Below are 23,726 nucleotides of genomic sequence, written 5' to 3' on the forward strand. Positions count from 1 at the left end.
TGGGCATAGAGGTGAAGCAGTAAAACTTTGGTGGAAATATGTAAATCTGTGGACTTAGATCAAATCTTTAAAACTCCAAATCCTATTATCGGTGTTGTACATCTGTTGCCCCTACCGACATCTCCCCGTTGGGGAGGAAATCTGAAAACGGTTATTGACCGCGCCGAACAAGAGGCAACGGCCCTGGCTTCGGGCGGGGTCAACGGCATCATCGTCGAGAATTTTTTTGATGCTCCCTTTGCTAAGGATAAAGTTGATCCGGCTGTTGTCAGCGCCATGACCCTGATTGTGCAGCGCATTATGAACTTAGTGACACTGCCCATTGGGATTAATGTACTGCGGAATGATGCCCATAGTGCCTTAGCCATTGCAGCCTGTACGGGGGCTCAATTTATCCGCGTTAATGTCTTGAATGGCGTTATGGCTACAGACCAAGGGATTATCGAAGGTCACGCCCATGAGATTCTGCGTTATCGACGGGAATTAGGTAGTGATGTCAAAATTTTAGCCGATGTTTTGGTCAAACATGGTCGTCCCTTGGGATCTCCTAACCTGACAACGGCTGTCCAAGAAACCATTGAGCGGGCCTTGGCTGATGGGGTAATTCTGTCCGGTTGGTCTACGGGAAATCCCCCCAGTTTAGAAGATTTAGAACTAGCCCGGGCGGCAGCCAGAGGAACTCCTGTATTTATTGGTAGTGGTGCTAGTTGGGAAAATGTGGGAACCCTAATTCAAGCTGCTGATGGGGTGATTGTGTCCAGTTCCCTAAAACGCCATGGACAGATTCATCAACCGATTGATCCCAGTCGAGTCAGTCAGTTTGTCGAAACAACCCGCCGGAGCGTGAATCAGTTATCAGTGATCAGTCATCAGTTATCAGTCAAAACAAAAAATAATTAGTGAAATAGTTAGTTCAACTCTTGACTCCTAACTGTTCGCTCTTACACTGATAACTGATAACTGTTTATTGATCACTGATTTATGGGACGTTCTACCCCTTGGATTCATCGCTGGTCACGGCTGATTATTGCGACGATTGCTTTAATCGGTGTGATTGAAAATATCTATTTAACCAGTATTAAACTCTTGGGTGGGACGGCGGTTTGTCCCACTTCTGGCTGTGAAGAAGTTCTCAATAGTCCTTATGCGATGGTCTTGGGTTTACCCTTGACTCTATTTGGATTGTTTGCCTATACGACGGTTTTGCTGTTGGCCGTTGCGCCTTTGGTTTTTAATCCTACGACCCAAAAAGCCCGTCGCCAAGTTGTGGAAACTCAAACGGGGTTTCTTCTATTTCTTGTAACTACTACCATGGTCTGTTTCAGTAGTTACTTAATGTTTGTGTTATTTTTCAGAATTCAGGCAATCTGCCCCTACTGTATTGCCTCGGCTCTTTTCTGTGTGAGTCTATTTGTTTTAACTTTAATCGGGCAAAATTGGGAAGATCTGGGTCAACTTGGGTTATCGGGTCTTGGGGTAGCAATGATTACCGCAATTGTAGCTCTGGGTTTATACAATAGTGTTGGCGACATCAATACTGCTAACGCTTTTAGTGATAGTGGTGGTAATACGGGGTTAGCAATTACCACCACATCCGGGCCAGCAGAAATCGCTTTAGCCCGTCACTTGACTCAAAGTGGGGTCAAGGAATATGGGGCCTATTGGTGTTCTCACTGTTATGATCAAAAACAACTCTTTGGCAAAGAGGCGTTTGCTATAATTAATTATATTGAGTGCACTACTGACGGCAAAAATTCTCAAACCCAACTTTGCGAAAAAGCTGGTATTCAGGGTTTCCCGACTTGGGAAATTGGGGGGAAATTATACCCTGGAATTCAACCATTAGAAAAATTAGCTGAATTATCGGACTATCAGGGGCAACGGGAGCAGGGGAAGTAAAGAGAGCAGGGGAGGTAGGGGGAGCAACCTATTACCTATTACCTATTTGTAATTCGTAATTCGTAATTCATAAGACAGTGACTTTAAACAGATAAATAAATGGGATCGTTGCAACCGATGTTCAAGAGATTTAAAGGTTATCGTGGTCAAATTGTCCCCGTTTTCAAACGCTGGTTATCTCAAGAAGGTCGAGTATTAGTTACGGCTTCCGGTGTAACGGTGGTGGTGATTTTTATTAGATTTTTAGGGATTTTGCAACCGGAGGAATGGGCACTTTATGATCAATATTTTCGAGTACGTCCCTTAGAATCTGTAGATGATCGGATTTTAATTATTGGGATTGATGAGCAGGATTTACAACAGTATGGGTATCCAATTTCCGATAGAACTTTGGCTCGACTATTACAAAAAGTTAATCAGGGTAAACCGCAAGCTATTGGTTTAGATATTTATCGAGATTTACCCATTGAACCCGGACAAGCAGAATTAGCCAAGGCTTTCAAAACTATTCCCAATTTAATTGGCACTGAATTAGTAGAAAGTAGTGGGAAATCTGGGGTGCGTCCTCCTGAGATTTTAGAAAATAAAAATAAAATTGGTTTTCACAATGTACCTCGAGATGCTGACAGCAAGGTTCGCCGGGGATTACTATATCTTACCGACACGAAAAATAAGCAAAAGTTTCACAAAAGTTTTACTTTACAACTGGCTTCAATTTATTTGAAAAGTCAAGGAATTGAGTCTAAACCTTCTGTCGAAAAGTCTAATGAATTACAATTTAAAAATACAGTATTTCGTCGATTTCAACCCAATGATGGCTCTTATATCAGGGCCGATGATGGCGGTTATCAATTCTTGATTAATTTGCGGGGGCCGGCGGGAACATTTCCTTCGATTCCGATGCGAGATATTTTAGAAAATCGAGTTTCTCCTGATTTAATTAAAAATCGAATTGTGATTATTGGTTCTACGGCTCGGAGCATTAAAGATTCAGAATTTACCTCCTATAATGATGGGATATTTAAGTCTTCTGAACCGATGTATGGTGTTGAACTAGAAGCCCAATTAACCAGTCAAATTATTAGTTCGGTTTTAGATGGTCGAACCTTAATTAAAGTCTGGCCAGAACCCTTAGAATGGCTGTGGATTTTCGGATGCTCTTGGGTGGGGGCTGCTTTGAGTTGGAAACTTCAATCCCTCCGTCGTTCGGTATCTTTAATCATTTTAATTAGTATTGGGATTACCGGGGTTACTTACCTGGCTTTTCTGCGAGGGTGGTGGATTCCTGTGGTTCCGGCTAACTTGGCTTTAATCGGGTCTGCGGGGGTAATTATTGCCCATTTAGCCCATTTACAAGGACAGTTAAAACGGTCTACCGAATTTTTACAAAGTATTATTAATACGATTCCCGACCCGATTTTTGTGAAAAATAAAGATCATCAGAAAATTGTGTTAAATCAAGCCTATTGTAAGTTTGTGGGTTATCCGTTGGATGTGTTGATGGAAAAGAGTGATGACCAACTTTTTCCTAAACATGAAGCCGAACTGTTTCGTCAACAAGATGAAATGGCATTTAATACAAGTTGGGAACAGGAAAATGAAGAACAGTTAACCGATATTAATGGGATTACCCATTATATTGCCACGAAGCGATCGCTCCACCGAGATGCGGCGGGAAATCTCTATTTAGTAGGGGTGATTCGAGATATTACAGAACGTAAACTGTTAGAAGACAATTTAAAACAAATTGCGGCTGGATTGAAGCGGTCTAATGCAGAATTGCGGGTTTCCGCCGAACATGACCCCCTGACCGGACTTCCTAACCGAATTTTATTCCAAGAACGTTTAACTCAATCGCTAGAATGGGCTAATCGTCAAAATCGGATGGTGGCGCTGTTATTTTTAGACCTGAATGACTTTAAGCACGTCAACGATACCCTCGGTCATCATATTGGAGATTTACTCCTGAAAACCATTGGGGATAGACTCAAGGGGTGTTTGATGGGGAGTGATACGGTTTCTCGGTTGGGTGGGGATGAGTTTACCGTGATTCTTCCAGGTATTCCCAGTAAGTCGGATGTCGCCAGGGTATCCCAAAAAATCCTCGATACTATTATTCAAGATATGGTTTTAGAAGGACAGAAAGTTTTGATTACCACTAGCATCGGAATTAGTTTGTATCCAACGGATGCTCAAGATATGAAAACCTTAATTAAATTAGCAGATACGGCTATGTATCGGGCTAAGGGCACGGGAAAAAATTTGTATGAGTTTTACAGGGAGGATTAGGATATAGGCAAAATCTTTTCCTTCGGTATTCCGGTGTTCCCTGTTCCGGTGTTCCCTGCTATAACTAAAAACAGTTAATATCAAATTCACTCTAATTAAGAAGGACAAAATAACAATGGCTTTAATAGTTGGGACAGATGCCCCTAGCTTTACCGTCAAGGATACCAATGGGAATACCGTTTCTCTATCTGACTTTGCAGGTAAAACCGTTGTCCTGTATTTCTATCCTAAAGATGATACCCCCGGTTGCACCAAAGAAGCCTGTAGTTTCCGCGATAACTATACAGAATATCAAGGCAAAGATATTGTGGTTTTAGGGGTGAGTATAGATGATGAATCTTCCCACCAACAATTCACAGAAAAATATAGTTTACCCTTCCCTTTATTAGCTGATACTGACGGAGCCATTACAAAAGCTTATGATGTAGATGGCGGTGGCTATGCTAAACGGGTTACTTACGTTATTGATGGCGAAGGTAAAATTATTCACGTTGATGCAGCAGTTAATACTGCAACCCACGCCCAAGATATTTTAGCGCTTGTGGGTGGTTAATTGTAGTCAAAATTATCCGTATTTCTGAATCTGCCGCCCATAGAATGTTCTGGGGCGGTTTTCTTACTAAGTTTAACCTATTTATTCAATTAGATCAGGGAGTTGTAAACATGGTGACTTATCTCGGCTCAAAAGATATTCTGATTGATCAACCTGTTGTTTTAGTCGGAACTTATGACCCGCAAAAACATGAAACTGTTGCGGTTATTGCAGAAGATAAATATGTTTTGACCGTTGATTTTAATGCCAAAGCTGGAATTTGGTCTGTGAGTCTGGAAAATGGATTTAATACCGCCGGAAAACGATGGTTAAGACTCCAGGGCAGAGATGATAATAATAATGTAATTGCTGACTTAGTGATTGATTTAATGGTCAATCAAGAAGGAATTAATACCCGATCTGCCTATACTCTTATTCCCCAACAAGATACGTTATTAAAAATTCAACCCATTGATTCATCTCAATTAAATGATCAACAAAAACAATTCCTAAAATTAGGGGAAAGTTTAGTTGTAGATACCATAGAATTAGTTAATGATCATCTTAAACTCGAACTAAATAAACCCTTACCCAATTTAGGAAAATTTGTCTATGTCTATCAACCCCATATTTTAGTTACAAAAGGGTCAAAACTATTATGGTTTAATCAAAATCAACTACCCGAACATAGTCCGGGGAATCAATTATTATGGGTGACACAAATCACTCCTTTAAAAATGAAACCCGATGATTTATCTCAGTTAGCATCGGATCAATTTATTGAAATGCCTCAAGGCAGTGCTTATACTATTATTGGATATGCCTGTGTTGCCGATCATTTTCGCGTCACCCTTAATCAACAATTTCCCGGCTTTGGTCAATCAGGATATCTCTATCGCCATCACGTTAAAATCCTAGAAAATACTCAAGAAATTGCCTTTAATAATAATGCAATTACCTGCATGATTATTAATACCACACCTTTAAAAAAACGTCCGATTGATTCAGCTTATTTAGACTCCTCCGAAAAAATCACCCTGAAGGCTGGAATGATTTATGGTATCCAAAGTTATACGTCCGAATCCGGTCATATTAAAGTAACTTTAACCGAAAACTTTCCCAATTTTGGCAATACTGGATATTTATATCCTGATTTTATTACCTTGAGTCAGGGAAATATTCCCTTAACTCCTAATAAGACTTTAACCTATCAAGGGTCAACGGAATTTTTAGTGAATGCACCTATTGTTTTGAGGGGAACTTTTGATCCTAAAACCACCGCAGAAATTACTTTATTTGCAGAAGATCGATATGCTTTTAATATTGATTTAGATTGGCAAAAAAGCACATGGGAAACTCAAGTTAATCAAGGATTTAGTGATGCGGGATATCGGTGGTTACGGTTAAAAGCCATTGACTCACAGGGGAATGTTACCGCCAGTCAAGTGATTAATATTACGGTCAGTGAAAATGCCATGACCGTCGGAGAATCCTTAACTTTAGACATACTTGAAGATACCTTATTTAAAATTGTTCCCTTTGATTCAGCGTCTTTAAATCAACAGCAAAAAGTAGCAATTAAGGCAGGTCAAACCTTCAAAGTCTTAAAATATGGTTTGGTTGACGGTCATCTAAAAATCGTCTTAGATAATGCGATTCCTCCGGTGGGAAATTTTGGTTATATTTATACCAATCATTTGAGATTGAAAAAAGGATCGGAAGTGTTTCGGTTTGATATTGAGGAAGTTCCCGATACCGATATTAATGCTCAAATGTTGGTGACAGAAACCACAAAAATCAAAGCTCAACCTGTTGATTCTTCTGATTTAGAACCTCGACAATTTGAACAATTATTATTAGGGCAAACCCTTGCTATTAAGGGTTATGCTTCAATTAAGGGACATTTTCGAGTCACTTTAGCCCAATCAATTCCTAATTTTGGGACAGTGGGTTATGTCTATTGGCAGCACGTTAAATTAATTCGAGAGGGTCAACAAATTGCTTATGATCCTGATGCGATTACCTTAACTGTTTTAGAAAAGACCGTTTTGAAAAAACAGCCAATTGATTCTAGTCAATTAAAAGAATTTGACCGCACAAGTTTACCTTTGGGACGGGTTTATGGTGTAAAAAGTTATGGTTTAGAAAATAACCATATTAAGGTTTCTCTGTTGGAAGAATTGCCTAATTTTGGGAATACGGGTTATATATTTCCTCAGTATGTTCAATTCAAGCGGGGAGGACGAGTTTTTAACCCCCTACCGCCTCAAGTTGAATTAAATGTACCTTACTTTTCTCAACGAGATAATCCCCGTTTTTATTGGTCTACTTGTAATGTTACATCTATTGCCATGGTGATGTATTATCATGGTGTGCGCTCGAAATGGGGCGGACAATTGGAAGATGAATTATTACAATGGTGTTTTAATTATGCCGGAACTGGGTCTCAAACTGATCATAATGTTTTGTCGGCTTTAATTCGGGCCTATGGATTTAAAACCAGTTTTAGCACCACTCGATATTGGTCAGATTTGAAAAATGAATTGATTAATCGTCGTCCGGTTGTAATTGGTGTGGATACGACTCCATCGGGTCATATTATAACAGTTATTGGCTATAATAGTCAAGGATATATTGTTAATGATCCTTGGGGAGATGCCTATACTGGATATTCTAATACTGAGGGTCGGCGGATTATTTATTCCTCGGGTTATATGAATCAAGTTGCTGGGCCAGATGGTTCAGTTTGGGCACATTTTATTGAACCTTAATTAACTGTAGGGGCGGGTTCTGTATTAATTTATTATACCTACAAATAACCTTTATAAACCTGCCCAACCCCACCATTAACATTCAATTAATAAATAAAGAGGGTGGGTTTATATAATTTTTTTGAGGGTATCAAAGATTAATTTGGAACCCGCCCCTACGATGTTAATTTTTAGGATAAAAATAGTTTATAGGCTGGGTTTTTATTCTCATCCCAATAGCGATAACCTAAAGTATCTAAAAAAGCTTGCCATTCTCCCATTTCTTCGGGAGGAACCTGTATTCCTGCCACAATTCTGCCATAATCTGAGCCATTATTCCGATAGTGAAATAAACTAATATTCCAGTTAGGACTCATGGAACAAACAAACTTCATTAACGCCCCCGGACGTTCGGGAAATTCAAAGCGATAGAGTAATTCATGATGGGCTAAAGTAGACCGTCCCCCGACCATGTGGCGCAGGTGTAATTTAGTTAGTTCATCATCGGTTAAATCAATAGTTTTAAATCCATTTTCCTGAAAATATTCGATTATTTTGGCCGCATCTTCCCGATTTTTAATCTGCATTCCGACAAAAATATGGGCTTCTTTTTGATCAGCAATGCGATAGTTAAATTCGGTTAAATTGCGTTTACCAATACATTCACAAAACTTCCGCAAACTACCAGGTTCTTCGGGAATAGTAACCGCAAAAATTGCCTCTCGGCGTTCTCCAAATTCGGCTCTTTCTGCTACAAATCGCAGGCGGTCAAAATTCATATTTGCCCCACAAGCAATAGCAATTAGTGTTTCTCCTTGAATTTTTTCTCTTTCAACATAAGCTTTAGCTCCTGCTATTGCTAAGGCTCCCGCAGGCTCTAAAATTGAACGGGTATCTTCAAAAACATCCTTAATTGCTGCACAAGTATCATCCGTATCAACTAATATAATTTCATCCACATATTCTTGACATAAACGGAAGGTTTCTTCTCCCACTTCTCGCACCGCTACCCCATCAGCAAATAATCCGACCTGTGATAATTTAACTCGATGTCCGGCTTTTAAAGATTGTGACATCGCATCCGCATCCACGGGTTCAACTCCAATAATTTTAATTTCTGGGCGTAATCTTTTAATATAAGCGGCAATTCCTGAGATTAATCCCCCCCCACCAATAGCAACAAAAATAGCATGAATTGGTTGTTGATATTGTCGTAAAATTTCCATCCCAATTGTCCCTTGTCCAGCAATTACATAGGGGTCATCAAAAGGGTGAATAAAGGTTAATCCTTTTTCGGTTTCTAGTTGACGAGCATAGGCGCAAGCTTCATCAAAAGTATCTCCATATAATATTACTTCACCGCCTCTTGCTTTGACGGCATTAACTTTAACTTGAGGCGTAGTTACGGGCATCACAATAATAGCTTTTGTGCCTAATTTAGATGCACCTAAAGCCACGCCTTGGGCATGATTTCCCGCCGATGCTGCTATCACTCCTTTCTTTAATAAATCGGGGGAAAGATGAGCCATTTTATTATAAGCTCCTCGCAATTTGAAGGAGAAAACTGACTGCATATCTTCTCGTTTCAAGAGTAATTTATTATTCAGACGGGCTGAGAGGTTAGGAGCGGATTCTAGGGGTGTTTCTTGGGCAACATCATAAACACGGGCCGTGAGAATTTGTACTAGGTAATCGCAAAGCATGGGGTTGAAACCGAAGTCAAGAAGTGAGATATAATTATTGTACAGGATTGGGAACCCTATTTTTTATTTTAATAAAAATGGGCGATCGCTTAATTTCAACTGTTAATCCATTAATCAGGATTCTCAGATTATACAAATTTAAAAATGAATCTATTTATTGACCATCAGTAATTGAATAGCGATTTCCGGTAATAAGGCAATATTCATCATCTACAAATAGTTTTTCATGGGGATATTGTTGTAATATCTTTACGCACCAACTGAATAGAGTTCTTAATGATGCACAGGTTTCGGGACGAGATAAGACATGATTGACATTAAGACATTTTAGAATATCTCCTCCATGCAGAACTTCATCAAACCCAGGAAAAATCTGCTTTAATTCTCCTTTGGGATGCCGTATTGTTTCAACATCTTTTAAGTGGTCAGATAAATTAGTACCCAAAACTTGATTAATTGCTTGAGCATCAGCAAAATAGTAAGATTCTATCATATTTACTAAAAAATGGACTGAAGCTCGTTGTTGTTGTTCATCTGAAAGGATACTATCTAATATTTGACGGTACCGTTGAAAAGTTTGTTTTGCCCGATCTCTGCGATCATGCTCTAAATCATCAATCAACAAAATGTAAGCACAAGGATTATTTTGTAAATATCTTCGACTAGGCGAACCAATCTGCTGTTGATCTTTATGTGGTATCGGTTGTGTAGTTCCCACGATATTGTCCCTTCTTCTTGTTGAAGTAATAGGGGAAAGTTGATCAATTTTACCAATCACCTCAAACGTGCATATTCCTGTTGCCATCAGTGTTCTAAATAGTTTTGGAAGGTGCTGTTTTTCAGTGTGTCCAGTAACGAGAATCCCAAATTTAAAATAGCAGCATTGTGAGGTATTATTCATCCTATTATTACTCATCATTTAATCAATAAGGTTTACTTTGAGGTGCGATTAACTCAGCCATATAGAGAGAACCCACAGCATAATCCTTTAGTAAATCTTGAATTTCAGGAATTTCATTGAGTCTACGAATAACAGTTTGACCCGTTTCGTCAACACTTGTTTCTAATATATGTTCTGGATCAAATTGGCTCATTAATACTGGAGAATGAGTTGCAATAAAAATTTGTTTATTCCAGGTTTCAGCCGCTAATTTAACAGCTTTAGCAAAAACCGCAATTGCCCAAGGATGAAGGGAAGTTTCAGGTTCATCAAACAAAATAAGTGAATCTCGATTTTTCCCTTCGGAAAACAACGCGGTTAGATTCAGTAACATTTGTAGATGTCCATCAGAAACACCTGACGCAAAAATGGGCTGGCGTAGTCTTTTGTCCAAAAAACTTCCATATATTGTTGTTGGGCCAGTTTGCTCAAGGATAATATCATTAAAACCGGGAAAACTTTCTCTCATAAATTCAATAATTTTATCATATCTTTGATCAGCATCAACTTTTATTTTATGGTTTAAATTATTTAAAACAGACCATAAATTTTCACCTCTATCCCACAGCACAGTTTGATGACTTGAATCAGAACCTCGCGTTTTCAAGCGATACAGATTTGTTGATCTCGCATGATAAGAATGGACAAAGTGGAGTAATCGGTCTAAATCATTGGCTTGTTCCATCGAATCTTTAAAATCAATGTATCGACTGAAAGCAAGTTTTTCAGGTTCTTTGAGTGTAACCGGTAAAAATTCTGGGGAATTAGACGCAGATAAATAAAACTTTGCTTGTTCACTGCCCATTTTACGGTCTATTAGACAAAGATTATCATGAGTTTTGAGAATCAGCTTTTCCCCAACATAAGGTTCTATTCTTCCCCCAGAATACCCAAATAAAACTTCATATTGAACTTGTTGAGTTTCTACGGTAATTGAGATATTTGCACCTTCATCAGCACCATCCCAACAAGCACCAATTCCATGACTTCGGCTACTAGAAGCTGATTCGACTCCATTAATAGCACAATCCCTAATAAACCATATTGTATCTAAAAATGTTGATTTACCAGATCCATTAGAACCAAAAAGAACGTTGATGTCATTAAGGTCGATTGTTATATTGGCTAGGGAACGAAAGTTTTTAATTGTCAAGCGAGTTAGTTTATCACGCATACTATCATTGTTATTATTGTTTTGACGATTAACCGAACCACTTCTATTATATCATGTTTTTGAGAATTTATATCTTTTTTTATATAATCTTAGGGCCGAATGTTATCCTAATTTGGAGTTTGGGCGATCGCTTAATTTTAAATTTTGGTAAATTCAATCATCGTAGAGGCGATGCGTGCTTCGTCCCTACACAGTCATGTAAATATTTTTAAGGTTATCTTTTTAGGTTAAAATATAGCAATCCTCAACCGATGTAAAAACAACCGCCACAATTGTACAATCAAAAACTGCTAATCAATTCGAGAACAAAAAACCGTGAAAATTCTAGTAGTTGGAAATGGGGGACGGGAACACGCCATCGCCTGGACATTACTCCAGTCGCCCCAGGTTGAAAAAGTGTTTTGTACCCCCGGAAATGGCGGGACAGCTACCCTCAAAGGCTGTGAAAATTATCCGATTTCCGTAGAAGATTTTGAAGGGATAAAAAACTTAGTTCAAAATCAGGATATTTCCCTGGTTGTAGTCGGGCCAGAATTACCCCTCGCCCTCGGAATTACCGACTATTTACAACAACACAATATTAAGGTATTCGGCCCCAACCAAGCCGGGGCGCAACTAGAAGCCAGTAAAGCCTGGTCAAAAGCCTTCATGGAAGACGCCGGAATTCCCACGGCTAAGGCGGCCGTTTTTACCGATGCAGCCAGCGCTAAAGCCTATATTCAAACCGCGCCTATTGTAGTCAAAGCCGATGGGTTAGCCGCCGGAAAGGGTGTCACCGTTGCGACTACCGTGGAAATGGCCCATGAAGCCATTGATACTATTTTCGCCGGGGAATTTGGCCAGGATAACCTGCGGGTGGTGGTGGAGGACTTCTTAACCGGACAGGAAGTATCCGTACTCGCCCTAACAGATGGGTTAACTATTCGGCCATTAGTTCCAGCCCAAGACCATAAACAGGTCGGAGAGGGGGATACTGGCCCCAACACGGGGGGGATGGGGGCCTATGCTCCCACACCCCATCTCCCCCCGGAACTGCTGTCTCGCGTGCAACAGTCGGTCTTAGAACCCACTTTAGCCACCCTGCGTCAACGGGGAATTGATTATCGGGGGGTGGTTTATGCCGGGTTGATGATTTCCCCGGAAGGTGAAATTCAGGTATTAGAATTTAACTGTCGGTTTGGCGACCCCGAAACCCAAACGGTTCTCGCCCTGTTAGAAACTCCCTTGGAAGAAGTCTTACTCGCCTGTTGTGAACAGCGCTTAGAACAGGTTTCTTTAATATGGAAATCGGGGGTTTCTGTGTGTGTGGTATTAGCTTCTGGGGGTTATCCCGGTTCATATCAAAAAGGCAAAGTTATCACTGGAATAGAAGATGCAGAAGCATCGGGGGCTATAATATTCCATGCGGGAACCCAACTACAAGACGGCCAAATTCTTACCGATGGCGGACGAGTTTTAGGGGTTACGGCCGTTGGGTCTACCTTCCAAGAAGCTATCACCCAAACCTATAAAGCGGTTAACTATATCAATTTTGAAGGACTTTACTATCGTCGAGATATTGGTTGTCGGGTGACGGTTGATGGTTAAGCTGTTCAGGAGTTAAATTCTCTATCCCGAAATCATACAATTCTTGCAGTGCGGGCGTCTTCGCTCGCTATAAATAATAATATAGCAATTATGAATATTATCGAGATTATTAAATCGGAGAATTTTGAGGCTGATACTCCCCAATTTGCAAGAGTTCTAATTATTACTTTAAATTAGAGGAAGCTGAGATTGATATAATTGTAAAAGATGTTGACCATTAAAATGAATTAAATGGGTAACATCTTCGGCCACCCAAACATCAGTCTCCCAAGCAATTTCTGTCAAATATCCGACCATTGCTTTCCGACTCAGAAATGCTGTCACCATCACTAAAGGAATTTTTGAACTTTTAAACAACGTTTCAAGCTCTTTCTTTCGTTTGGGATTAATAGGGCCATGAGAAGTAACAGCTTCAATTAAAATCAACCAATTATTGGCTGTAAAATGAATGATCACATCTGGCATTTTACCATGATAATCAATAGTAATCCCTAAATTGGCGAATATAGATTTATCAAAGTGAGCGAATTTTTCATCGGTATCTCCTACATAAATCAACCTTCCTCCTGGTGTAAATCGAGGTGCAAATTCAGTAATAATTTTTTCAATTAAAACATTTTGACCACCTGGTGAAAGTGTTTTTATTTCTCCTTCAATAATAATAGGAATTCGAGACATTTCTCGTTCTGTGGCATAACTATCTTTCAAAGATTGAATAGAAGCAAGGTAAGTTTTAATCCTTTTTTTCCATTCTGGATTTCCATAAATTCGTAATAACTCTAAAGCACTTTCTTCAATTTGATAAACGGTTTTAGGACTATTAATTGGACGATTAGATTTATCAGGGTTGGCAACAATTAAAGCAGCATCTAAAAATTGGTGAATGGTTTGGCGACGGACAGTTTCTCTCGTATTTGGTTTATAATTTTTACCATAATATTGTGCCATAAATTCCATCATGGGTGTAATTCCCATTAAGGGAGATGCAGCAGACTCCCATTTATCATTAGGTTTAAGATTTAGTAAAGCCAGTAATGTTAATGCTGACCGTTCATTCCGTTGTGCTTTGGGAAATTCCAGTTGTTCAAGGATATTTAAAGCTTGATCAATTCTGGATTTGATTAAAATCGGATTATTTTCTGTAAAATCTGCCATATTCAATAATTCTTTCTGAATTAGTGTATCAATATTTTCTTGAGAAGGAAACAAATTATTAATCTGTTCCCCTAACCATAATAACTGTTCTAATGTAGGATAATTCAAATTTCTGAAGTCAGTTGCATTCACTTGAGTATTTCCATTAAACAGCCGGAAAAATGAATCGACAAGACTTGAATTTAAGTAAATTGCTAGTCCCCGTGCTAGGGTCAAGGATAATCCTTGTCCGTTTTGATGAAAATAGTTAAGGTGATTTTCAAAACCTACCCATTTAGTATTAATAGTATTGGCATCATAAACCGCAGCAACCACTCGCTTTTTTTCCTCTTTAGAAGAAAACCGCTTTATCAAAACATAATGTTCATTAGGAACTAATAGATTAGCTGTTTCTTCGGTTTTAACTAAAGATTGAGGCTTCTTTGTTACCGTTGGATATTTAATATATCCCCATGAAAAATGCACTGGATAAATTAGGGGTATATTCCCCTCTTTTAGTAAAGGTCTTAAATATTCCTTGGCTCGAAAATCTACAACTCGTCCCGTTGAAACACTTATTCCCAAATCTTTTAAAGTACATGGAAAACAGTCCATCTGTTGTACAATTTGTTGACTCAATATATTAGGTAAAATTCTAATAAATTGTTCTGTATCCCGGGGATTTACAATTTCCTGATAAGGCAAGCTATGGGACAAAATCAAGTCATCCTCTGCACTATCACTACTATTAATAACAACAGTAGATTTTTTTTCAGTTTGTTTAATCGCGTGGATAATTATTGTTTCTTGTAGGACTTCATCATCCCGGAATGCTTCCTGTCGAGATTCAAAAAGATGCACTTGAGATAATGCCATTTGCTCTAAGAACATTCTACGAAAATCTCGAAAATATAACCCATTACAAAAACTTCTAGGTATAATGGCAACAAGTTCTCCATCGGGAACTAATAATTGCATTGCTGAGGCAATAAACCCCGGATAAATATTACTGGTTTCTAATCCGATAGAACGTAATAACATCCGATTTTTTGAGTTAGCATTAATTTTAAAATAAGGTGGATTTAAAATGGCGTGAGTAAAGGCAATATTTTCACTCTGATCAAATAAGTTAGGCTGAAGTTGATTGACTGCTGCCTCAATAAAATCAGTCGGGCGAATTTCATAATTCAAGGAAATATTGGCTTTTTCACATTCTTTCGCACATCGATTTAAAGTTTGTTGCAGATAGTTTAAGAAAAATGTTTCAATTTCATAGGCAATAATTCTTAACTTTAAAGGACGTTTTTGGAGTTGACAAATAGTATCAACAAATGCAGCCGATAATGAACCTATCCCTGCCCCGGCATCCAGAAGACAAATTTCTGGTTTCTGCCAATTTTCAAACATTCCTGCCATTAATTCTGCTACAGCAGACGGTGTTAAAAATTGCCCCCTGTTCTGTTTTTGTGAACTGTCTAATTTCTGACTTGCTAACAAGCGCAGTAAATCTACTTCAGCGAGAAACTGATGATCAAAATCAGAGGGTGAACTTAGACTAGGAACTTGGAGTTGAATCACGGTTAACTGTTAGGGAATGGTTAGAACCTAGAATAAAGGGATTGAACAATCATGTTATACTAAAATTATTACTTATATAATAAGATTATGGATATTATCGAGATTATTAAACAAGATTATCAACAATTTCCTAATAACCAAAGCTATCATATTTATGCCGATAATGTTTATTTTGCAGACCCAATGAACAAATTTAACGGATTACAACGTTATCAACAAATGATTGGGTTTATGAAAACTTGGTTTTTAGACATTCAACTGGATTTACACAATATTACTCAAACTGATAATTTAATTGAAACCCGGTGGACACTCAGTTGGACAACTCCCCTACCCTGGAAACCCAGAATTTCTATCCCAGGACGGAGTGAACTCAAGCTCAACGCCCATAACCTAATTGAAAGCCATATCGACTATTGGGACTGTTCGCGCTGGGATGTGGTGAAACAGTTATTCTGACTAAAAACCCGCTAACATTAAATAATGTAAACAAATTTTAAGTTTAAACGGTATGCGCGTAATTCTAATGACGGGTAAAGGTGGCGTGGGTAAAACCTCCGTTGCGGCGGCAACAGGCTTACGCTGTGCGGAGTTGGGGCATAAAACCCTGGTATTGAGTACCGACCCCGCCCACTCCCTCGCTGATAGCTTTGATATGCCTTTGGGACACGAACCCCGTCTCGTCCGACCTAACCTGTGGGGGGCAGAATTAGATGCCCTGATGGAACTTGAAGGCAACTGGGGGGCGGTGAAACGCTATATTAGTCAGGTATTACAGGCGCAAGGACTTGATGGAGTTCAAGCGGAAGAACTGGCCATCTTACCCGGCATGGACGAAATTTTCGGTCTGGTGCGGATGAAACGCCATTATGATGAAAAAGATTTTGAAGTTTTAATTATTGATTCAGCCCCAACGGGAACAGCGTTAAGACTGTTAAGTTTACCTGAAGTGGGGGGTTGGTATATGAGAAAATTTTATAAACCGTTACAAGGAATGTCGGTGGCGTTGCGTCCTCTATTTGAACCGATTTTTAGACCTTTGACCGGGTTTTCTTTACCTGATAAAGAAGTTATGGATGCACCTTATGAATTTTATGAAAAAATTGAAGCTTTAGAAAAGGTTTTAACCGATAATATGCAAACCTCGGTACGTTTAGTTACCAACCCGGAAAAAATGGTAATTAAAGAATCTTTACGCGCCCATGCCTATTTAAGTTTGTATAATGTTTCTACGGATTTAGTGATCGCAAATCGGATTATTCCTGAAGAAGTGACTGATCCATTTTTCCAAAAATGGAAAGAAAATCAGAAACAATATCGTCAAGAAATTCATGATAACTTTAGACCCTTACCTGTTAAGGAAGTGCCGTTATTTTCTGAGGAGTTGTGTGGGTTTAAAGCCTTAGAAAGATTAAAAGAAGTGCTATATAAAGATGAAGATCCTAGTCAGGTTTACTATAAGGAAAATACACTTCGCGTGGTGGTAGACAATAATGAATATACGCTAGAATTGTATTTACCAGGAATTCCTAAAGAGCAGGTTCAATTAAATAAAACCGGAGACGAACTCAATATTAGAATTGGTAATCATCGCCGGAATTTAGTTTTACCCCAAGCTTTAGCTATGTTGCAACCTTCTGGGGCAAAAATGGAAGATGATTATTTGAAAATCAAGTTTGCCAATGGGGTGAAAGTGTAAAGTTTAGAAATCTGGTTTCTTAGACAATAAGTAGGTGGGCGTAATTAAGCATCAGAAGCGAGGACACACTAAGTAGTTACACAAAATAAATTACCTAGTTGAGAGAGGGAACACCGGAACAGCCCCCCCAAACTCCCCGTGCACGGGGGGCTAGGGGGGGAGGGAACAGGGTGGAGGATGTGTAATTAATTTTGTTTAGGTACTTACCTACTTCCTCTGCTATCCTAATCCCCATCCTGAGCAATCGGCGACAAATATGGCAAACTCTAATATAATTTCAGATTATGACACTATAGGAATCATCAATCATTAATGTTAGATCTTGATAATGTTCTTGAATCTTCTCGACATATAGAGTTAAATCTTCTCGTATTACTACCGATTTTAATTGCCCTAGAAGCAGTATTGTCGGCTGATAATGCTATTGCTCTCGCTTCTATTTCCTGTGGATTGGAAGATCCAAAACTTCAAAATAAAGCCTTAAATATTGGTTTATTTTTAGCTTTTATTTTACGGATTATCTTAATTATTACTGCGACTTGGGTAATTAAGTATTGGCAGTTTGAATTATTAGGGGCTTTATATTTACTTTGGTTAGTATTTCGATATTTTTTCAATAAAAGTCAGGAAGATGACTCAGAAAAAGTTATGCGTTATAAGTCTTTCTGGCAAGTTCTCCCCCTGATTGCTGTAACGGATCTTGCTTTTTCTCTTGATAGTGTTACTGCCGCGATTGCAATTTCTGATAGAGCTTGGCTGGTGATTACGGGAGCTACTATCGGAATTATTATTTTGCGATTTATGGCGAGTTTATTTATTAAGTGGTTAAAGGAATATGTCTATTTAGAAACTGCTGGATATTTAACCGTTGGTTTAGTGGGGTTACGATTATTAATTCGGGTGATTGATTCGGCTTTAGTCCCGCCGGAATGGTTAATGGTTGTTCTCACCCTAGGTTTATTTGCTTGGGGATTTTCCCAAAGGGTTGCGGATGCCCCTAATAATCATAATAATAGTTAATCGTTAACGGTTAACCCATAATTGTTAACCGCTAACTTGATGAAAGCTACTCGACCAACCAGGGTTTCATAGTTGATTCCCAATTGGCTAATTCAGCATCGGTAAACCAAAGGCTAATTTCCCGTTGTGCGGTTTCAATGGCATCGGAACCATGAATAATATTACGGCCAATACTTACGGCAAAATCACCCCGAATTGTACCCGGTTCGGCGGTTAAGGGGTTGGTTGCTCCAATAATTCTACGAGCAGAAGCCACAACGCCATCTCCTTCCCAGACCATAGCCACTAAGGGGCCAGAGGTAATAAAAGACACTAAATCCTTGAAAAAGGGTCTTTCTTTGTGGATATCATAGTGGCGTTCGGCTAACTCCTGACTGGCAATGATTAACTTCAAGCCAACGAGGGTAAAACCTTTGGCTTCAAAGCGCCCAATAATTTCCCCTACGAGTCCGCGCTGTACGCCATCGGGTTTAATTGCAATAAATGTCCGTTCCAAGGAAATCTCCTTAACTGTGATTCAAGTTCACAACTTAGATTACCGTATACTTGGCAACAGAGGGCTGGTTAATCTTAACTTAAACCGCTACACTGTCTGATGGTTGCTCAATGGCAAGGATAGAAATAGATGGATGTCAATGCACTCGCCCCTAAACTCCAGACACCAGAGGTTGTAACGGAGTCCCCCCAGGTCACGATGAAAAAGACCTGGACAGTTGAAGATAGCGAAAAACTCTATCGCATCCAGGGATGGGGTGATCCTTATTTTTCGATTAATGCTGCGGGTAATATTACGGTGTCCCCGAAAGCGAACCGAGGGGGATCTTTAGATTTATTAAAATTAGTCGAATCCCTGAAAAGTCGCAATATTGAGTTACCTTTATTAATCCGTTTTCCTGATATTCTTGAAGACCGAATTGAACGATTAAATGCTTGTTTTGCAAAGGCGATCGCCCGTTATAGTTATACAGGGGTTTATCGGGGGGTTTATCCGGTTAAATGTAATCAAGAACGGCATTTACTTGAAGATTTAGTCCGGTTTGGTCAACCCTATAATTTTGGCTTAGAAGCGGGATCAAAGCCTGAATTATTAATTGCTTTAGCCCTATTGAAAAATTCCAATTCTCTATTAATTTGTAATGGCTATAAAGACCAGGAATATATTGATACTGCCATTTTAGCCCAACGCTTGGGACAGACCGCGATTATTGTTTTAGAACAAATTGAAGAAGTGAATTTAGTCATCGCTGCGAGTCAACAATTAGGCATTCGTCCGATTGTGGGAGTCCGGGCTAAATTGAGTACCAGGGGAATGGGACGTTGGGGCGGTTCAACGGGCGATCGGGCTAAATTTGGCTTAACTATTCCTGAAATTATGGACGTAGTTGAAAAGCTGAAAAAAGCAGAAATGCTAGATAGTTTACAACTGTTACATTTTCATATTGGTTCTCAAATTTCTTCGATTAGTGTGATTAAAGATGCCCTGCAAGAAGCTAGTCAAATTTATGTAGAATTGGCGAAACTAGGAGCAAATATGAAATATTTGGATGTGGGGGGCGGTTTAGGTGTCGATTATGACGGGTCTAAAACCAATTTCCACGCCTCTAAAAACTACAATATGCAGAATTATGCTAATGATGTTGTTGCCGAGGTTAAGGAGGCTTGTGAGGAGCGAAAATTACCAGTTCCCACATTAATTAGTGAAAGTGGACGGGCGATCGCTTCCCATCAATCGGTGTTAGTATTTGATGTGTTAGGGAGTAGTGATATTCCCATAGATGAACCCCCGGTGATTACCGAAAAAGATCATCTAATTTTAAGGAATTTGGATAACACTTATCAATCTATTAATCAAGATAACTACCAAGAAGCCTATCACGATGCTACCCAATTTAAAGGGGAAGCAATTAGTTTATTTGGATTTGGTTATTTAAGTTTAAGCGATCGCGCCAAAGCTGAAAAAATTCATTGGGCTTGTTGTCGAAAAATCTTAGAAATTGTCAGAAATTCCGATTATATTCCCGATGAATTAGAAGACTTAGAAAAGATTATGGCTTCGATTTATTATGTCAATCTTTCGGTGTTCAAATCTGCCCCCGATACCTGGGCAATTGATCAATTATTCCCAATTATGCCGATTCATAGATTAGATGAAGAACCGACAAAACGGGCAACTTTAGCGGATTTAACCTGTGATAGTGATGGCAAAATTGATCAGTTTATTGATTTACGAGATGTGAAATATGTTTTAGAATTACATTCTTTAGAACAGAGTGAAGATTTATCTCAAAATCCCAATCAAAAACAACCCTATTATTTGGGAATGTTTTTAGCGGGTGCTTACCAAGAAATTATGGGAAATCTGCATAATTTATTTGGGGATACGAATGTAGTTCATATTAAACTTACTCCTCAAGGATATCAAATTGAAGCGGTGATTAAGGGAGATACTATGCAGGAAGTTTTGGGTTATGTTCAGTATGATACAGAGGATTTAATTGAAAGTATTCGTCGCCAAACCGAACAGGCGTTAGAACAAAAACGGATTAGTTTAGAAGAATCTCAACTGCTATTACAAAACTACGAACGCAGTTTGCGGCGTTATACCTACCTCCATTAACCCCGTAGGGTGCGTGCGGTTCGCTTACGCACCAAACCAATATTAAATGGAATTATAACCGCTAAAGATGATCCCCCCTAACCCCATTAAAAAGGGGAAATTAGGAGGGATAATTTAGTAATTTCAGATAACCTTTTTTCCCGCAAGACAAGTTATTATTATTCAATAAAACTATTACGAGAATAATAATTCGACTAAAAATCATCCTACTTTGCGTTTGTTCATATCTGCCAGAAATAGCTGTTGATATTTCAAGAATTTGTCATGCCATTCTTTAAAACGGCGATCGCCATCACGGACTAACATTTGACGATATTCTTCGGAAGGGATATAACGCTTTTTAGTTGCCATAGTGCTGATCCATTAAATTATTTTTAGACTTTATTTACATGGTAAAATACTAACATAATCTCGCCCTATTTATCTCAGTCTTGAGGATGATTTTTAGGCTTAGAAACCGGGCAGGGCTGTTTCATTCTCTAAGAAAAACTGTGTGACCTCTCCCCCAACCCCTCTCCTGCGAGGAGAGGGGAGACTAATTATTACTATTAAACATAAAAAACCATTTATTACTCCCCCTTCCCTAGTAGGGAAGAGGGTTGGGGGGTTAGGTCACAAAGGTTTTTGGGAGAAAATGAAACAGCCCTGGGGGGTTGGGGGGGTCTCATCAACCCTTCAAACGCCGACACCCATTCCGACGAAACCTCCCTTAAATCTCCCTTCGCATCGCGTAACCAATTTTGAGTTAAATAATCCCGTATGGGTTTATCAACATCCGCCAACCGAATTAACAGTCAATATCAGGAATTGAGGATACTGTTGTTTGGGGTTGAGGTGAAGATTGTTGTTGTTTTTGATATAAAGTAAGCCCTATCTTGAAACCCACATTCCGCAGATAGGGGTCAAATTTTCCACTAATTCTAAAAAATAGAAACCTATTCCAATTTTTCGGTGAACTTCCGAGGCTTTACTATCAAATTATATAGCTAGTTTACCGCTATTTAACTAAACATAAATAATTACTATTTTTTAATAGAAATAGAACTCCATTTTTTTAATATATTTGTATTTTATCACCAAATTCTTTTCAGCCAAGAGTTCTCATCTTGACTCATAACTTAGATTTTTTACAACTATTTCCCCCTTTCTTTTAATCTTTATCCCCCAGGAATCATTAAATAGTATTGACAGCAATCTTTCCCTAAATGCTGCAATATTTCTTGACGTTCTTGGGTTAAGTTACTCACTTGGTTTTCTCCATTTATCCTGACTAAATGCACCGCTTGGAACATTTGAAATATCCACCGCATCGTCGGTTTATTCGTTAATTTCTTGACCTGATTTCTTACCCCTTCTTGGGCTGTTTCTAATTGTTTTCTCAATTTTCTTTGAGCTAGGTTATACACTAACAAGCACAATCCCATTATCATCGCTATTGCTTCCACTCTCTCTGGTTTTTTCACGAATACACTTGCTGTGAAAAATAACGGATCTTTTAAAAATCTAAATCCTCTCTCGTTACTTTGCTGCGCTTTGTATTCGGCTAATAGCTTTTCATTACTCACCTCTTTCTTGTCTAATATATTTGTCGCTAATATAAATCTTCCGGCTTTGATTTTTTCCGCTTCTATCACTGATTCTCTAGGTTCTATCTCTCCTGTTACTTGATAAACTATTGTCTTTTCTTGATTCCCTTTTTCTGTTTTACTTTGGCTTTTTTTACTGGCTTTTTCTGTGCATTTTATTTCTTTTATTTCGTGATATTTCCACGAATCTGATAACATTTTTATCCCAATCTCTGCATCCGCTATGCAAGCATACTCTTGTTTCAATAGCTTCCGCAGTGATGCTTTGGCGTTCTCTAACTGTTTTTCTACTTGCTCTGATATTTTTTTTAGGGCTGCTTTTTTCCTGGCTTCACTTTCTACTACTAACCATCTTTGTTTTATGTTTGCGTACTCACTTGATTTCGTTGCTATTCTATATCCTTTTATTTGACTCTGCTCCCATTCTTCCTCTTCTATCTCTACAATCTTATTTTGCGCTTCTTTTATACTTAATGGTACTCTTGTTATCCATTTCATTCCTGCCATTGCTCCTATATTCTCTGCTGTGTATAATGCACTGTCTGCTACACATATTCCTTCAAATGTCCATTGCTTTTTAAATTCTTTTAGTCTTTCTACAAATACGCTTTTATCATCGGCGTTTCCGTCATCTATTTTTAGATATAATGGCACATCTCCGTCTCCGCTTACTACCATATCTATTATAAATTGTTTCAGATCTGGTCTTTTATCTCTTGAGTATCCATGCACTATTTTTATGGCTTTCATTTCTTCTTCTATTTCCTGATTTTCTTCTTCTTTACTTTTGTATTCTCCCTCTACTGATATCGAACTGCTATCTAGGTGTACGCTTTCCTTTTCTACTTGGAATTTTTGGGCGGCTTTTAGGGCTATTGCTGTGAATAGATTTGTTGTTCCTACTTCATAATATTTATCTAATGCTCTCCCGATTCTGTCATCATTTAGTTGCTCTGCTATTACTCCTTCTCCTATTAAATGTTCTGTTGCTTTCCCTACGAAAAAGTTCTCGAATAGGTACAGCGGCGCGCTCAAAAACCCTAATCCATTCAAAATCATTGCTTTCATTACCTGTCCTGGGCTTATGGCTTCTTTTCCTCTTAATCCCACTTTTTTATTCACTTCTTCTACTAATTCCATCTCATCTATTACGCCTGCTACTATTCCTAAATGGTCTAAATTCACGATTTCTATCGCTTCTAGGGGGTTTTTCATATT

Annotated in this window: 17 protein-coding genes; 10 read left to right on the forward strand and 7 right to left on the reverse strand. The window is 38.7% G+C overall.

All coding sequences use genetic code 11. From position 1 onward, the window contains the following. Positions 1–48: 48 nt before the first annotated feature. The 5 genes from btpA to NMG86_RS17695 all read left to right on the forward strand — a co-directional run bounded on the left by btpA (position 49) and on the right by NMG86_RS17695 (position 7,491). Entirely contained in the window at positions 49–900 is an 852-nt protein-coding gene (gene btpA, locus NMG86_RS17675) for a photosystem I biogenesis protein BtpA (RefSeq protein WP_043936839.1), read from the forward strand. 81 nt (positions 901–981) lie between these two features. Beyond that, positions 982–1,899 carry a vitamin K epoxide reductase family protein gene (locus NMG86_RS17680; protein ID WP_026785846.1) on the forward strand — a complete coding sequence of 306 codons (918 nt, stop codon included), beginning with the start codon at positions 982–984 and terminating at the stop codon, positions 1,897–1,899. A 99-nt stretch (positions 1,900–1,998) separates the two neighbouring features. Next, entirely contained in the window at positions 1,999–4,188 is a 2,190-nt protein-coding gene (locus NMG86_RS17685; RefSeq protein ID WP_237747636.1) for a CHASE2 domain-containing protein, read from the forward strand. 115 nt (positions 4,189–4,303) lie between these two features. Beyond that, positions 4,304–4,741 carry a peroxiredoxin gene (locus NMG86_RS17690; RefSeq protein WP_026798222.1) on the forward strand — a complete coding sequence of 146 codons (438 nt, stop codon included), beginning with the start codon at positions 4,304–4,306 and terminating at the stop codon, positions 4,739–4,741. 110 nt (positions 4,742–4,851) lie between these two features. Next, a complete protein-coding gene (locus tag NMG86_RS17695; protein WP_026798223.1) occupies positions 4,852–7,491 on the forward strand; it encodes a C39 family peptidase in 2,640 nt (879 codons plus the stop codon). A 170-nt stretch (positions 7,492–7,661) separates the two neighbouring features. Here NMG86_RS17695 and ilvA read toward each other — a convergent pair whose 3' ends face one another. The 3 genes from ilvA to NMG86_RS17710 all read right to left on the reverse strand — a co-directional run bounded on the left by ilvA (position 7,662) and on the right by NMG86_RS17710 (position 11,266). Then, positions 7,662–9,173 carry a threonine ammonia-lyase, biosynthetic gene (gene ilvA / locus NMG86_RS17700; RefSeq protein WP_026785842.1) on the reverse strand — a complete coding sequence of 504 codons (1,512 nt, stop codon included), beginning with the start codon at positions 9,171–9,173 and terminating at the stop codon, positions 7,662–7,664. A 154-nt stretch (positions 9,174–9,327) separates the two neighbouring features. Then, complete coding sequence (locus NMG86_RS17705) at positions 9,328–10,092, reverse strand: DUF4276 family protein (RefSeq protein ID WP_330943347.1); 765 nt, start codon at positions 10,090–10,092, stop codon at positions 9,328–9,330. 4 nt (positions 10,093–10,096) lie between these two features. Then, positions 10,097–11,266: an AAA family ATPase gene (locus tag NMG86_RS17710; RefSeq protein WP_199918638.1), complete on the reverse strand. Its 1,170-nt coding sequence runs from the start codon at positions 11,264–11,266 to the stop codon at positions 10,097–10,099. Positions 11,267–11,602: 336 nt separating this feature from the next. On the opposite strand from NMG86_RS17710, the gene purD reads away from it, so the two are divergent. Then, entirely contained in the window at positions 11,603–12,874 is a 1,272-nt protein-coding gene (purD, locus tag NMG86_RS17715) for a phosphoribosylamine--glycine ligase (RefSeq protein WP_026785839.1), read from the forward strand. 168 nt (positions 12,875–13,042) lie between these two features. Here the strand turns inward: purD and NMG86_RS17720 are convergent, their stop codons facing one another. Then, positions 13,043–15,586 carry a BsuBI/PstI family type II restriction endonuclease gene (locus NMG86_RS17720; RefSeq protein WP_043938522.1) on the reverse strand — a complete coding sequence of 848 codons (2,544 nt, stop codon included), beginning with the start codon at positions 15,584–15,586 and terminating at the stop codon, positions 13,043–13,045. Positions 15,587–15,673: 87 nt separating this feature from the next. On the opposite strand from NMG86_RS17720, the gene NMG86_RS17725 reads away from it, so the two are divergent. The 3 genes from NMG86_RS17725 to NMG86_RS17735 all read left to right on the forward strand — a co-directional run bounded on the left by NMG86_RS17725 (position 15,674) and on the right by NMG86_RS17735 (position 18,305). Continuing rightward, on the forward strand, positions 15,674–16,045 hold the full coding sequence (locus NMG86_RS17725; RefSeq protein WP_026785838.1) for a C6orf136 family protein: 372 nt from the start codon (positions 15,674–15,676) through the stop codon (positions 16,043–16,045). Positions 16,046–16,097: 52 nt separating this feature from the next. Next, positions 16,098–17,285, forward strand: coding sequence for a TRC40/GET3/ArsA family transport-energizing ATPase (locus NMG86_RS17730; protein ID WP_026785837.1), 1,188 nt, complete (start codon positions 16,098–16,100; stop codon positions 17,283–17,285). A gap of 312 nt (positions 17,286–17,597) precedes the next feature. Continuing rightward, positions 17,598–18,305, forward strand: a complete 708-nt coding sequence (locus NMG86_RS17735) for a DUF475 domain-containing protein (protein WP_042156049.1) — start codon at positions 17,598–17,600, stop codon at positions 18,303–18,305. 46 nt (positions 18,306–18,351) lie between these two features. Here NMG86_RS17735 and ndk read toward each other — a convergent pair whose 3' ends face one another. After that, positions 18,352–18,801: a nucleoside-diphosphate kinase gene (gene ndk, locus NMG86_RS17740; RefSeq protein WP_026785835.1), complete on the reverse strand. Its 450-nt coding sequence runs from the start codon at positions 18,799–18,801 to the stop codon at positions 18,352–18,354. A 198-nt stretch (positions 18,802–18,999) separates the two neighbouring features. Here ndk and speA point away from each other — a divergent pair, with 198 nt between their 5' ends. Then, positions 19,000–20,922 (forward strand): biosynthetic arginine decarboxylase, encoded by a 1,923-nt coding sequence (speA, locus tag NMG86_RS17745; protein ID WP_320056778.1) that lies wholly within the window; start codon positions 19,000–19,002, stop codon positions 20,920–20,922. Positions 20,923–21,123: 201 nt separating this feature from the next. Here the strand turns inward: speA and NMG86_RS17750 are convergent, their stop codons facing one another. Then, on the reverse strand, positions 21,124–21,273 hold the full coding sequence (locus NMG86_RS17750; RefSeq protein WP_162832337.1) for a hypothetical protein: 150 nt from the start codon (positions 21,271–21,273) through the stop codon (positions 21,124–21,126). A gap of 806 nt (positions 21,274–22,079) precedes the next feature. Then, positions 22,080–23,723 (reverse strand): IS1634 family transposase, encoded by a 1,644-nt coding sequence (locus NMG86_RS17755; RefSeq protein WP_026796751.1) that lies wholly within the window; start codon positions 23,721–23,723, stop codon positions 22,080–22,082. Between the last annotated feature and the right edge of the window lie 3 nt (positions 23,724–23,726).

The organism is Planktothrix rubescens CCAP 1459/22 (assembly GCA_904830895.1).
Classification (GTDB): Bacteria; Cyanobacteriota; Cyanobacteriia; order Cyanobacteriales; family Microcoleaceae; genus Planktothrix; species Planktothrix agardhii.